Annotated in this window: 14 protein-coding genes and 1 pseudogene; 1 reads left to right on the forward strand and 14 read right to left on the reverse strand. The window is 47.8% G+C overall.

Annotation, left to right across the window (positions count from 1 at the left end; all coding sequences use genetic code 11):
• Positions 1-76: 76 nt before the first annotated feature.
• Positions 77-442: a YraN family protein gene (locus tag BUA14_RS11150; protein WP_072772909.1), complete on the reverse strand. Its 366-nt coding sequence runs from the start codon at positions 440-442 to the stop codon at positions 77-79.
• Between the two features lie 581 nt (positions 443-1,023).
• Between BUA14_RS11150 and BUA14_RS28855 the strand changes: the two are divergent.
• Positions 1,024-1,234: pseudogene (locus tag BUA14_RS28855) on the forward strand (hypothetical protein).
• A gap of 16 nt (positions 1,235-1,250) precedes the next feature.
• On the opposite strand, the gene BUA14_RS11165 reads toward BUA14_RS28855, so the two are convergent.
• The 13 genes from BUA14_RS11165 to ylqF all read right to left on the reverse strand — a co-directional run bounded on the left by BUA14_RS11165 (position 1,251) and on the right by ylqF (position 12,915).
• The gene (locus BUA14_RS11165) at positions 1,251-2,741 is read right to left on the reverse strand and encodes an NADH-quinone oxidoreductase subunit N (RefSeq protein WP_072772678.1); all 1,491 of its coding nucleotides are present in this window, start codon (positions 2,739-2,741) and stop codon (positions 1,251-1,253) included.
• Positions 2,741-4,300, reverse strand: a complete 1,560-nt coding sequence (locus BUA14_RS11170; RefSeq protein WP_072772679.1) for a complex I subunit 4 family protein — start codon at positions 4,298-4,300, stop codon at positions 2,741-2,743. The genes BUA14_RS11165 and BUA14_RS11170 overlap by 1 nt, the downstream gene beginning before the upstream one ends.
• The gene (gene nuoL / locus BUA14_RS11175; RefSeq protein WP_072772680.1) at positions 4,300-6,255 is read right to left on the reverse strand and encodes an NADH-quinone oxidoreductase subunit L; all 1,956 of its coding nucleotides are present in this window, start codon (positions 6,253-6,255) and stop codon (positions 4,300-4,302) included. Before nuoL ends, BUA14_RS11170 begins: the two co-directional genes overlap by 1 nt.
• Before the next feature lie 19 nt (positions 6,256-6,274).
• Complete coding sequence (nuoK, locus tag BUA14_RS11180) at positions 6,275-6,607, reverse strand: NADH-quinone oxidoreductase subunit NuoK (RefSeq protein WP_005813222.1); 333 nt, start codon at positions 6,605-6,607, stop codon at positions 6,275-6,277.
• Positions 6,604-7,116 (reverse strand): NADH-quinone oxidoreductase subunit J family protein, encoded by a 513-nt coding sequence (locus BUA14_RS11185; protein WP_072772681.1) that lies wholly within the window; start codon positions 7,114-7,116, stop codon positions 6,604-6,606. The genes nuoK and BUA14_RS11185 overlap by 4 nt, the downstream gene beginning before the upstream one ends.
• On the reverse strand, positions 7,113-7,520 hold the full coding sequence (locus BUA14_RS11190) for a NuoI/complex I 23 kDa subunit family protein (RefSeq protein WP_072772682.1): 408 nt from the start codon (positions 7,518-7,520) through the stop codon (positions 7,113-7,115). Before BUA14_RS11190 ends, BUA14_RS11185 begins: the two co-directional genes overlap by 4 nt.
• Positions 7,521-7,524: 4 nt before the next feature.
• Positions 7,525-8,580 carry an NADH-quinone oxidoreductase subunit NuoH gene (nuoH, locus tag BUA14_RS11195; protein ID WP_072772683.1) on the reverse strand — a complete coding sequence of 352 codons (1,056 nt, stop codon included), beginning with the start codon at positions 8,578-8,580 and terminating at the stop codon, positions 7,525-7,527.
• A gap of 24 nt (positions 8,581-8,604) precedes the next feature.
• Positions 8,605-9,717 (reverse strand): NADH-quinone oxidoreductase subunit D, encoded by a 1,113-nt coding sequence (locus BUA14_RS11200; protein ID WP_072772684.1) that lies wholly within the window; start codon positions 9,715-9,717, stop codon positions 8,605-8,607.
• A 12-nt stretch (positions 9,718-9,729) separates the two neighbouring features.
• On the reverse strand, positions 9,730-10,221 hold the full coding sequence (locus BUA14_RS11205; protein ID WP_072772685.1) for an NADH-quinone oxidoreductase subunit C: 492 nt from the start codon (positions 10,219-10,221) through the stop codon (positions 9,730-9,732).
• On the reverse strand, positions 10,211-10,732 hold the full coding sequence (locus tag BUA14_RS11210; protein WP_072772686.1) for a NuoB/complex I 20 kDa subunit family protein: 522 nt from the start codon (positions 10,730-10,732) through the stop codon (positions 10,211-10,213). The genes BUA14_RS11205 and BUA14_RS11210 overlap by 11 nt, the downstream gene beginning before the upstream one ends.
• The gene (locus BUA14_RS11215) at positions 10,723-11,079 is read right to left on the reverse strand and encodes an NADH-quinone oxidoreductase subunit A (protein ID WP_072772687.1); all 357 of its coding nucleotides are present in this window, start codon (positions 11,077-11,079) and stop codon (positions 10,723-10,725) included. The genes BUA14_RS11210 and BUA14_RS11215 overlap by 10 nt, the downstream gene beginning before the upstream one ends.
• 124 nt (positions 11,080-11,203) lie before the next feature.
• Positions 11,204-11,986 (reverse strand): ribonuclease HII, encoded by a 783-nt coding sequence (locus BUA14_RS11220; protein ID WP_178371677.1) that lies wholly within the window; start codon positions 11,984-11,986, stop codon positions 11,204-11,206.
• A gap of 98 nt (positions 11,987-12,084) precedes the next feature.
• Positions 12,085-12,915: a ribosome biogenesis GTPase YlqF gene (ylqF, locus tag BUA14_RS11225; RefSeq protein ID WP_072772689.1), complete on the reverse strand. Its 831-nt coding sequence runs from the start codon at positions 12,913-12,915 to the stop codon at positions 12,085-12,087.
• Between the last annotated feature and the right edge of the window lie 9 nt (positions 12,916-12,924).

Here is a 12,924-nt window from a genome sequence, read left to right on the forward strand (position 1 = left end):
TCTCGGTTTCAAAATACCCGCCATCGTTCGCATTGTGATTGACGACAACCCAGTCATACGGAAATTTAACAGAGTACTAGATGCCGCGAATCCAGATGATATCCGGCTGCTTGCCTTCCTGGTCCTGGCAACGTATAGCAATTAAATCAAAACGTAAAGAAGGCCACTCTTTATAATTCCTGTACTTTAAATAATGAGTGGCTATACGATAAAGCCTCTCCCGCTTCTTAGCCGTAATGCTTTCTTCTCCCCATCCCCGGCTTCCCGTGGAACGAGTCCTGACTTCAATAAATACCATCGTCTCTCCTTCTTGAGCAATGATATCCATTTCTCCTAAAGGACAGCGATAATTGCATTCCAGAACAGAAAGTTCAGCCTGCCTGATGTGCTTTACAGCAAGTTCCTCCCCATATTTTCCCAATGCTTGCCGATGTTCACTCATAAGCAGTTCTCCTTTAATTTTCTTGATCTCTAAGTTTTTTAAGTATTCTAACACATTAGGTCCCTTTGTCCCAGCAAGAATCTGTTGTACAGTACGGCGAATCTATCCTTGTTGCCTTTTGTCCGGGTCGTTGTAACTAAAGCTTGCTCGGGTCGCGTAGCTTTACGCACAACGCGTACTCCATAGCTCCGGGGCTGGTTTACTCGCTTTCTTAACAGCTCCACCAAACCCCGCTGCTTTCTGCATGTAAACCGTGGCTCCGCTACGTTAAGAAAGTCTCGTCAACCTGACCGCCCCTCCACTAAATCCGTCCGCTTTTGTACGTAAAGCTACGTCTGTGGGGCTTTTTCAGCCCTGCTGTTCAGCTTTTTGGGTGCTTTCTTCGAGCAGCCGACCATGCCGCTCAAAGGTTGTCGATAAGACGGAAAAAGCGGCTCAGATAAGGCAGCCTCCCACACATCCCTCACAACGCCCCACTCTCCCAGATCCGAAAAGCAGCCCAAGGATTTTGATTTACAAAAGGGAAGCGACTTTAAGCGAGCGGAAACAAAACTTCGCGAAAAGCATGCAGCGGAGTCGAGTTGGAAACAGGACGTTTCCAACCCGCTATGAGGCAGGAGCCGATTTAGCGGGGCACTCGACAGAGCGGAGAGCTTGAGCGTTAGTTTTGTCCGCGCAGCTTATGGAGCGACCGGTGTAAAGCAAAATCCTGGAGACTCAGCTTCCGGAACTTTCCAGAGCAGAGCAGGCTCCTTACGAAAAGAGCCTCAGCATAAGCTGAGACTCTCTTAAAAGACATTATGGTATTCTATTTTACCAGGCTCGAAGCGGCGGTAAGCGCCATTTGAGCCAAAGGTGTGGGGTAAATACCTAAGATAACCGTAATGATCATGGAGAATACCATGCCAAATTTGGCCGCACCATGAACAGGCACTTCAGGTAATCCTTCCCCATCGCCCAGATACATGATCTTAACAATGGATAAATAGTAATAGACGGAAATCATACTCATCACAAAACCTATCACCGCTATCCAAACATGTCCTTGGTTGATGACTGCCGAGAAAAGGTAGAATTTACCTACAAATCCTGCCAAGGGCGGAATCCCAGCCAAAGAAAGAACGGATAAGGTAAGAACTGCGGCGGCCAGCGGAGAACGTTTCGCTAAACCTGCGTAATCCTTGATCTCAGTGCTGCCCTGGCTTTGAGCCACATGGGTAATGACCGCAAAGGCCCCCAGATTGGCAAAGACATAAATCATCAGGTAGAACAATACCCCTTTAATCCCATCCACAAAAGCATTGACCGGATCCAGCCCCCCTTGGGCAGCCGAGCTGGCAATGGAGACTGCGATGACACCAACGATGATGTAGCCTGCCTGAGCAATCCCCGAATAAGCCATCAAGCGCTGGATATTCTTTTGCGGGAAAGCCATCAGGTTACCGATAATCATCGTTATAGCGGCCAATACCAGAAGCAGGATGAGCCCGGCTTCAGCCATGGAATGATTGTACATCATCAGGACATAGAATCTGACCAAGGCCGCAAAACCGGCAGCTTTGGAGGCTGTAGCCAAGAAAGCCGTGATGGGAGCAGGAGCCCCTTCATAAATATCCGGTGCCCACATATGGAAAGGAACCAAACTGATTTTAAAGCCAAATCCTGCCAGCATCATCACCGTAGCCAGGATGGTCACCGTATTCGCCTCAGAACCTAAGGACATGGCCACAGCAAACATCTGCGTGGAGCCGGTGAGTCCATAGATCAGGCTGATACCGTAGAGCAGAACTGCCGAAGAGGCGGCTCCCAGCACCAAATACTTAATGCCGGCCTCTGAGGATTTGGGATCATTGGGATGGTAAGCGACGAGAATATAGAAGGTGATGGTCATCAACTCTAAGCCTACATACATCGTGAGGAGATCCCCGGCACCAGCCATCAGCATCATACCCAAAGCGGCCAAGAGCAATAAGGGGTAAAACTCACCGCGGTAAGCCTGGAACTTAGCCACATAGTTTTTCGTGGAGAGCACCACCAGGAGTGCCGCAACGAGGAAAAGAATCTTAAAAAAGCCGGCAAATTGGTCATGCATATACATTCCTTGCAGGAATGCCGCATTTCCACCATAGAAGAAATCATAGACAGCATAAGCAAGGGTTCCCAAAAGGGCGAATAAGGTAAGAGGGAACATGCCTTGTCTTGACCCGCGGGGAAGGATGAGACCTACTGCCAATAAGCCAAGGCCAAGGACTGCCATAATGATTTCTGTTGAGAGTAAAGATAATTCGAAACTCATCATTAGAACAACCCTCCCATCTTCGCCTGAGTCACAGCTTCAAGCACCTTAGCTAACCCTGAAGATTGAACCCCGGTGTCGATCAATTGCAGCACTGTGTTCGGGAAGACACCCGTTATGATGATGACAAAGACCAGGACAACCAAAGGAACAAGCTCAGGGCCACGCAGGTCTTTCAGATGATCCCATTCCTTGCGGCGAGGTCCGAAGAGGACATTGGCAATGAGTCGGAGGGAATACACAGCTGTAAAGATAATCCCGGCGATACCAGCCACCGCATGGACCGGCAATACCTTAACCGTGCCGATGAAGATGGTGAATTCACCGATAAAATTCACTGTACCGGGCAATCCCAGACCGGCCATACCAGCCAGCAAGAAGCCTACAGCCAGACGGGGCATCTGGTGAGCCAGTCCGCCCAGCTCCGCAATATTGCGGGTATGGGTCTTCTCATAGATAAAGCCAATCATGGAGAAGAAGAGAGCCGACATCACGCCGTGAGCAAACATCATGGCAACTGCGCCATTGATGCTGGTTATATTAAGTGCCGCCACGGCAATCAGAACATAACCCATATGGCTGACGGAAGAATATCCGACCACATACTTGAGGTCTTTCTGGGCTAAAGCGATGAAGGCTGCATAAAGAACGTTAACGACCGCCAGAACGGCAATCACCGGTGCCCAGAATTTGGCACCCAAGGGGAACACCATCAGCCCCAGACGAATTAAACCATAGCCCCCGATCTTTTTCAGGACTCCGGCATGGATCATACTGACCGCTGTGGGAGCGCCGGCATAACCGTCGGGAGACCAGGAATGGAAGGGGAACATAGAAATCAGTGAACCAAAACCTACCGCCAACAGACCGAAGCAAATGATCTGGAAGGTCTCACTGTATTGAAGCCTTGCCAGTTCATCGAACATAAAGGTTGGCCCCTGGCCCATGGCCGCCAGCTGATTGGTAGCATTGACCCAAAGGGAAACCATAGCCACCAGCAATAAAGCGGAGCCCAGCAGCAGGTAGATGGTCAGCTTCATCCCTGCATACTCTTTGGTCACCCGTTTGGTGCTTCCCCAGATGATAACCATGATATAAATAGGAATAACCACGATTTCATAGAACAGGAAGAAGATAAACAGGTCGCGGGCAATGAAGGTTCCCATAACCCCGGCAATCAGGATTAAGAGCAACACGAAGAACTCTTTGACACGATTCTCGATGTTCCAGGAAGAATACACGGCCGTAAAGGCGATGAGGTTCGTGAGCAAGAGCATCGGAATACTGATACCGTCCACCCCGAAAGCCAGATTAACACCGATATCCGGAATCAGCGGAATCGTGAGATTAAACTGCATACCAGCTAAGGAGCGGTCATAGGCAAAGAATACGTAGAGAGAGAGCAACAAGGAAGTAAGTGTTCCCAGTGCTGCCACCAGTTTGATCGTTTTTCCTTCTTCTTTGGGAAGGAAAACAATGATAAATGCTGCTAGAATCGGTGCTAACAGTGCGAATGGCAGAATAAAGGAGCCTACTTCAGGCTGAAGTGCCAAATACGACATTACTTAACACCTCCTAGCATAGCTGCGGGATTAAGCGCTGAAAGCTGTCCTTCGCCCAGGGCGAAGACAAGATAGATAACAACAATGGCAAAGAAGAATACCAAAGCATAGGTTTGCATCTGGCCTGTGGTGGTACGGCGCAAGACGCGGCCTGAACCCCGGGTAAGGGCTGCCAGACCATTAACAATACCGTCCACAATATAGAGGTCAAACCAGTAAAGGACTTTGGCCACAATGCCATCCATAACCTTATGAATGAACCAGAGATAAATCTCGTCGATATAGTACTTGTTTTTAAGAAGTTTATAGACACCAGGGAAACGGGCCACCACATTCTCAGCCTTGATCGCCCGGGTCACATAAGTGATGTAGGCCAAACCAATGCCCAGAACTCCGGCAATGATTGAAATGGTCGCAATCATCCAGTTAATGCTTTCATGGTGGAATTCACCATAATGCACGAAATATCCGAAGTTATGCTCAGGCAAGGCAACCCAGCCGCCGACAATACTGAAGAAGGCCAAGATGATTAGGGGCAGGGTCATAACCCAGGGAGATTCGTGGGGATGGTTCTCCGGGTTCTCTTTGCCCATGAAGGCCACAAAGAAGAGACGGCTCATATAGAAGGCGGTCAGGAAGGCAGTAAACAAGCCTACCGCAAAGATAATGGGATGACCATGGTAGGCCGCCAACAAGATCTCATCTTTGGAGAAGAATCCGGCAAAGGGCGGAATACCGGCGATAGCCAAGACCCCAATGAAGAAAGTGGTGCCTGTAATCGGCATCTTCTTCCAAAGTCCACCCATATCCCAGATATTTTGCTTATGATGCAGGGCATGAATAACAGAACCTGCTCCTAAGAACATTAGGGCCTTAAAGAAAGCATGAGTCATCAGGTGGAACATGGAAGCGGTTAAGGAACCGACGCCCAGAGCAAACATCATATAGCCCAATTGGCTTAAGGTCGAATAAGCCAGGATGCGTTTGATATCGTCCTGCGCAATAGCTATCGTGGCCGCAAAAATGGCCGTAAAGGCACCCATTCCTGCCACCAGCTGCAGAGCAAAAGGAGATGCGTTATCAAAGAGGAAGAACATCCGCGCCACCAGATAGACCCCGGCCACAACCATGGTAGCGGCGTGGATCAAGGCACTGACGGGGGTAGGACCTTCCATGGCATCCGGCAGCCAAACGTGTAAGGGGAACTGACCGGATTTCCCAACGGGTCCGATGAAGACCAAGACAGCCATGATGGTAAGATAGCTTACGCCGCCGATCAGGGCAAAATCATGGAAGCTGGTCGCCATCTGCACCGATAAGGAACCAGGACCGTAGAAATCCAAAGTACCAAAGGTATTGTAGAGGAACAAAATTCCCAAGAGCAAACCAAAGTCCCCGACACGGGTGGTAATGAAAGCCTTTTTGGCCGCTTCCCGTGCAGACACCTTAAAGAACCAGAAGCCGATGAGCAGATAAGAGCATAGCCCCACCAGTTCCCAGAAGATAAACAATTGCAGAAGGTTTGTTGCTAAGACCATGCCCAGCATGGAAGCTGCGAATAAGGATTGAAAGGCATAATAACGTGAAAAACCGGGGTCCCCATGCATATATCCGATGGAGTAAATCTGAACCATGGATGCCACCAAGGTCACGACAAATAACATCATCGCACTCATCGGATCAATGAGTGTTCCAAAGTCAATATGAAGTCCGCCGATGCTGAGCCAGTTCACAGTGGTCAACACGGGGTTTTCAACGATTTGCGAGCCAGACTGAATAACACCAAGACCGATAGCTATGGACAATCCAAACGAAGTAAGAATCGCCAAAATAGAAATGGTGGAGGACAGTCTTTTGGAACGCTTTGTGACTAAGGCGATGATTAGAAACGACAGGAAGGGCAAAAAGGGAATCAACCATGCCCATTGAAAAAGATCATTCATTTCCTTGAACACCTACCTCTCCATAGACTCTCTACCATTTCAACCAATTGAATTCATCCACATTCGTGGTACGGCGATTGCGATAGATCGCGATAACCAAGGCCAATCCCACGGCAATTTCCGCTGCAGCAACAACGATCACAAAGATGGCGGCTACCTGTCCAATGAGGGGATTTGTCCCGGGGTTAGCCCAGGGGGCAAAGCGGCTAAAAGCAATGAAATTGATATTCACTGCGTTAAGCATCAATTCAATGGACATGAGAATGGCAATGATATTTCGCTTCACGAAAACTCCGTAGAGCCCCAGGCAAAAAAGCATCGCTCCAACCAAAAGATAGGATCCAAGCCCAACGCTTATACTCATTTGCTTTCATGCCCTCCTTTCGCGATAATCACTGCCCCAATCAAGGCTACAGTAACCAGGATGGCCGCCGCTTCAAAGGGCACCATATACCATGACAAGAGCAGTTTGGAGAGTTCTACTGTGGTCCCTCCAGAAAGTGCCGGCATGGCAAGAATCCGCCAATCACTATTGGTCAGAATAACCAAGGCCAAAACAATAAAGACAAGAGAGCTCACTAAAGCCCCTTGGGTCCATTTTTTGGTGACAGGGCTGCTTTCAGCCACATCGCCCCTTAAGGTCAGCATGACTGCAAAGATCACCATAATCGAAATTGCTCCTGCATAAACGAGAAGTTGAACTGCTGCAAGATACTCAGCATTTAAGAGGACATACAGGACGGCAACCCCGGCAAAGGAAAGCGCCAGGAAAAAAGCACTGTGAACAATGTTTTTCGAGGTGACAACTCCCCATGCTGAAGCCACGGCGATTATGGCGAAAATGAAGAACACAATGGTCGCCATAGTACTCATTCGTTGCCCTCCTTCCCATTACGCTTCGAACGCTCAATCATATCCCAATACAAATCCTCAGGATAGAAGACCGAGTTCTCAAACTCTTGAGTCACTGTCAGTGCAGCCGTAGGACATGCTTCCGTGCAAAGCCCGCAGAACAGACAACGGCCTACATCCATGTGATAAGTCCTAAGAACTTTTTTATTGTTTTCGTCCTTTTCACTGGTCAAGGTAATGACCTTATTCGGACAGGCCAAAACACATAATGTGCAGGAGATGCATTTATCCGGTTCCAGTCCCATCGAGCTGCGAACGGTCTTAGGAAGATTCGGCATAACCTCTGGATAGAATTCTGTGACGTTTGGTCCGAGCATCTTCTTGAGTACGATGCCCATTCCCGTTAATAACCCTTTACCTAACACTCTGTCACCCTCCAATCACGAGCTGATAGATATAAATCCCCAAACCCGTCAACAAGATGTTGAGAAGCGCGAGCGGTAACAAGACCTTCCAGGCAAAATGCATTAAGTGGTCAATCCGAATCCGTGGGAATGTCCAACGAACCCACATGGAGATAAAGATCAAGAGACCTACTTTTAGCCAGAACCATGCCCAGCCTGGTAAGATTGCCGGCCCCTGCCAACCACCGAGGAATACGGTTGCAGCCAATGCACACATAGCGACAAGGTTAGCGTACTCACCAAGGTAGAACAATCCCCAGCGCAGTCCGGTGTACTCCGTAAAGGGTCCGGCGATGATTTCCTGGTCAGCTTCGATAAGATCAAATGGCGCCCTGTTGACTTCCGCTTGTCCGCATATCAAAAAGATAATAAATGCTATAGGCTGCAAGAAAATAAAGGGCAATGCTGCCTGTGCTTCAACGATTTTTGTCAAGTTGAAGGTCTGAGTCAGCATGACAACCCCCAGAAGTGAAAAAATCAAGGGAATTTCATAACTGATCATCTGAGCAACCGCACGCATACCGCCCAGCAAGGAATACTTATTGTTGGAACTCCATCCTGCCATTAAAAAAGCAAGAGTAGATAGTGAGGTAATCCCCAGGTAGAAGAATACTCCCAATTCCAGATCAATAACGGTCATATAATAGCCAAATGGAATAATGGCTAAAGTCAAAATGGGGATACCAAAAACAAACATCGGAGCAATTTTAAACATGAATTTATCAGCGTTACCGGGTGTAAGATCCTCTTTACCCAACAACTTCAGAGCATCGGCTATCGTCTGAAACCATCCCCGTGGACCTAAACGGTTGGGACCGGGACGTTGTGATCCCCAACCAGCAATTTTACGTTCGAGAACAATCAGTAAAAGTGCTGAGATGACGATAATCACGATGACAAGTATCATCCCGATCAACGTCATGGTTAAGTCGGCCCAAATCGAATTAGGATCCGTATACAGACCACGGATGGCAGCCGCAATATTCTTTGGCAATTCGTTTAACGCACGTATAGCTTCCATCTTCTTCTCCCCTCGTTGAGAGTATTACTTATCCACTTCTCCAAGTACTGCATCCAGGGATGCAAAACTAACGATAAGATCTTGAATATAGGTCCCCACTGCAAGTTCGCTTAAACATTGCATATTGACGAAGGCACCGGCCCGAATCTTCACCCGCTCAGGTTTCGGAGTTCCATTACTGACAATATAAAAACCCAGTTCACCTTTAGGATTTTCCACGCGATGGTATACCTCACCAGCCGGCGGTTTAATAATCTTCGGTACTTTGGCCATAATCGGACCTTCGGGAATATCCCGTACCGCTTGCCGAATAATCTTCAAGCTTTCGTTCATCTCCATAAACCGGATCAGGTTGCGATCATAGGTATCACAGCCGTAGAGCACGGGAACTTCAAAATCAAAGCGATCGTAGATCCCATATGGTTCCGCTTTCCGAACATCATATTGGACACCGGAAGCTCGCAGAGCAGGTCCTGTGATGCAGAGATTTTCTGCTTTTTCTTTCGTGAGGATACCAACCTTTTTCATCCGGGCTTGAGCAATTTCATTGCCCATATAGATGTTGAAGTATTCCTCAATTTTCTCCGGCATATCATCAAGGAGTGATTCTAAGGCAGGCCAGAACTCTGCGGGAGGCTCTGCACTGACGCCGCCAATCCGCATGCAATTTACTGTTAAGCGACTGCCCGCAATCATTTCAAAGAGGTCGAGGATTCTTTCCCGATCCCGGAAAGGATATCCCCAAGCGGTCCAACCCGCTATATCAAGTGCCGCACTACCGATAAACACTTGATGACTGGCCAGGCGAGCCAGCTCGGCTAAGATAATTCTAAGGTATTCCGCTCGCTCAGGAATTTCAAGACCCATCAGTTTTTCTACGGCTTGGACATAGGCCAGATTATTATGAGGCGAAGCCAGATAATCCAAACGGTCTGTATAAGGAATAAATTGCGGATAGGTACGGCTTTCCGCGATCTTTTCTAATCCGCGATGAAGATAGCCGATTTTGGGCTCAATGCCGGTTACTGTTTCCCCCTGTAAATGAACGATCATCCGAAACACGCCGTGCATACTCGGATGTTGGGGACCCATGTTTAAAAGGAGCTCTTCTGTTTCTTCATTGTATCCATGAGACATGGCTCTACCCCCCTACTCATCTTTCCTGCGCACACGTGTAACATTTCGAACTTCCACAGGCTCAGTTACATAATCCTTGCGAAGTGGGAACCCTTCGAAGTCATCCCACATATAAATACGTTTTAAATTCGGATGTCCTTTGAATTGAATCCCGAACATATCATAGGCTTCCCGCTCCATGAAATCGGCCCCTGCCCAAATGCGGGTTACGGAATCAATCACCGGGTTGTCGCGATCGACAATCGCTTTGACTCTCAGCTTTTGGGGTCCGCGCAAGCTTGTCAATTGATAGACCACTTGGAAATGGTCTAACTTATCCACTCCCCCGATGTCGTGGAGAAAGTCACAAGGTACTTCTCCGAAGCTTTTTGCTGCCGTTAGGGTTTCCGTAATATAAGGTGCCTTAACGGTAAGCACTAAAGTATCGAGGAGCTCTTCGACGGTACCGCCGACTCGGGATGCTAACTCATCCACATGTTTTCTTAACACTTCATTATTTCCCATGTTTCAATAACCTCACCTTGTCTGGGTGATTCACCTTATGTTGAAGCTGAAGCAACCCATATACTAAGGATTCCGGCCGTGGAGGGCAGCCGGGAATATAGACATCGACGGGGACTACTTTGTCCACACCTGTCAACATGGAATAGGAATCCGCAAAAGGGCCACCTGCACTGGCACAGCTGCCCATAGCAATAACCCATTTTGGCTCAGGCATCTGGTCATAAATCATGCGCAGAAGAGGAGCCATTTTGCGGGTACATGTTCCAGCAACAATCATGACATCGGCATGGCGAGGTGATGCCCGGAAGACCTCATACCCAAAACGAGAGATATCAACACGCGGACCACCTGCAGCCATCATTTCGATAGCACAGCAAGCTAAACCGAAGGTTACCGGCCAAAAAGAATGCCCCCGACCCCAGTTCAGAACTTTATCAATACTGGTGAGCAGCACATTTTTTTCCATAAGAGCTTCGGCTTCGCGGAGTTCTTTCTCTTTTGCTACATCCACTCTAATGCACCTTCCTTCCAAGCATACCAGAAACCAACTAAAAGAATGACAATGAATACGAACATTTCAATAAAAGCGAAGGTTCCAAGTTGTCGGAACGACAACGCCCACGGAAACAGGAATACCGTTTCTACGTCAAAGGCTGTAAAAACAAGAGCATAAAGAAAATAATTGCTTTTGAAACCTAACCAGGTCCGTCCGATGGTTTCGTTACCGCTTTCATAAGGTACCGCCTTCTCTGGAACCGGTTTTTTCGGAGCTAAGAGTTTTGGCATCAACATCATAATCAAGTTGATGGCAATTGCCACCACAAGCGCAATCCCCACAGCAGCAAAATTATCTGACATCTCCTTACCCCCCTTCATATTAAAAATAAAGTTTCCGATAAACCAAACTCATTGTGCCATATTTGTTTATGAATAGTCAACATCTATGTATGTCTAATATCTTGAATGCTAATTATAAGTATTTTCAAACAATATCCAGTTGCTGTTGAACCGGAGCAAAGCTTCGGCGATGGATGGGACTCACTCCATAACGGCGCAGAGCCATCAGATGTTCCCTGGTGCCATAACCCTTGTTCTTGGCAAATCCATACTCAGGATAAAGTTTGTCCAGTTCACCCATTAAATGATCCCTGGAGACCTTGGCCAAAATGGATGCGGCTGCGATACTGGCGCTTAGGGCATCTCCATCGATGATACCTTTTTGGGGTATCTTGAGACTGGATAATTCCAAAGCATCAATCAGCAAAAAATGGGGACGGACTTTTAAGCCTTCTACGGCTCTCTTCATGGCTAGTTTGGTAGCCTGAAGTATATTCAAACCATCGATCTCAGCGGGCTCCGCACTGCCGACAGCATAGCCGATAGCCTGTTCTTTGATCTGTTGGAACAGTTTTTCCCGTTTACTCTCCGTCAATTTTTTGGAATCGTTAAGCCCGGGTAAATTAAATTTGGCGGGAAGAATACAGGTAGCTGCGACGACGGGACCTGCCAAAGGCCCCCTCCCCGCTTCATCAATTCCGGCAATATGTAAATACCCTTTGATCCACAGTTGTTTTTCTTCCCTTAACAGGGCTTCGATGCGTTCTTCTTCGACCAGGCGAGCTTCCCATTCCTTATAATAACGAACAATCAGATTCTGTACCCCTTGACGTGAGTCCTGAGCACAGGCTTTAAGAAATTCCTCCGAAGGTTCAGTATTGAGAACCTCGCTCACCTCACGGATACTCATTCTAGATATTCCCTTCAACGTATTTTTCCTCTTTCCTACTCTCTTTTACTGGAATCCTGATGATTCACAAAACAAACCTGAAATTTAAATCAACTCTCATTTGAGATTATTATAAGCTATTTCACAGTGTGATCTAAAGTGAATTTTCCTAAAGAACCTGCCCGGAATTCCCTTAGGAAGATCTGAGCTGCTTTCAAAGTATCCACTTGTCCCCCTTTAACCAAGCAGCCTCTCTTTCGTCCAATACCCTCCAGATCCAAGGTTTGAACATCTTCAGTATACCGTGTTAAAGCCTCCGGATAATTTTCCTTGAGCTGCTCCAGTACCCAAAGGGACAGTTCTTCAAGATTGAGTACTTCATCCCGGATAGCACCTACGGCCCCTAACTTTTTGCCCACTTCAGGATCTTCAAACTTTGGCCAAAGCAACCCTGGTGTATCCAGCAACTCCACTCGCTCATGAATGCGGATCCACTGATTGCCCCGGGTCACTCCCGGTTTATTGCCTGTCTTAGCTTTTGCACTTCCAATAAGATTATTCACCAGGGAGGATTTTCCACAATTAGGTATACCCACGATCATCACCCGGATGCTGCGGGCACGAATTCCTTTGGCCGTCCATTTTTCTATCTTATGGGCCATGAGCCGCTCGACTTCGGGAACAATTTTTCCTACTCCGGCGCCGCTGGTTGCGCTTACCGCCAAGACAGGATTGGATTGTCGAAGTTTACGTGTCCAGATCTCTGTCCAGTAAGGATCAGCCAAATCCACCTTGTTCAGTATAATTATTTTCGGCTTATCTGCCAACATCTCTTGCAACAGAGGATTTCTGCTGCTTTCCGGTAAGCGGGCATCCCCTAATTCGATGACTACATCTACCCAACGCAGCTGTTCCAACAACAAGCGCTTTGCTTTGGCCATATGGCCAGGAAACCACTGAATACTCAACGAAACACC

The sequence above is a fragment of the Desulfitobacterium chlororespirans DSM 11544 genome (assembly GCF_900143285.1).
Taxonomy (GTDB): domain Bacteria; phylum Bacillota; class Desulfitobacteriia; order Desulfitobacteriales; family Desulfitobacteriaceae; genus Desulfitobacterium; species Desulfitobacterium chlororespirans.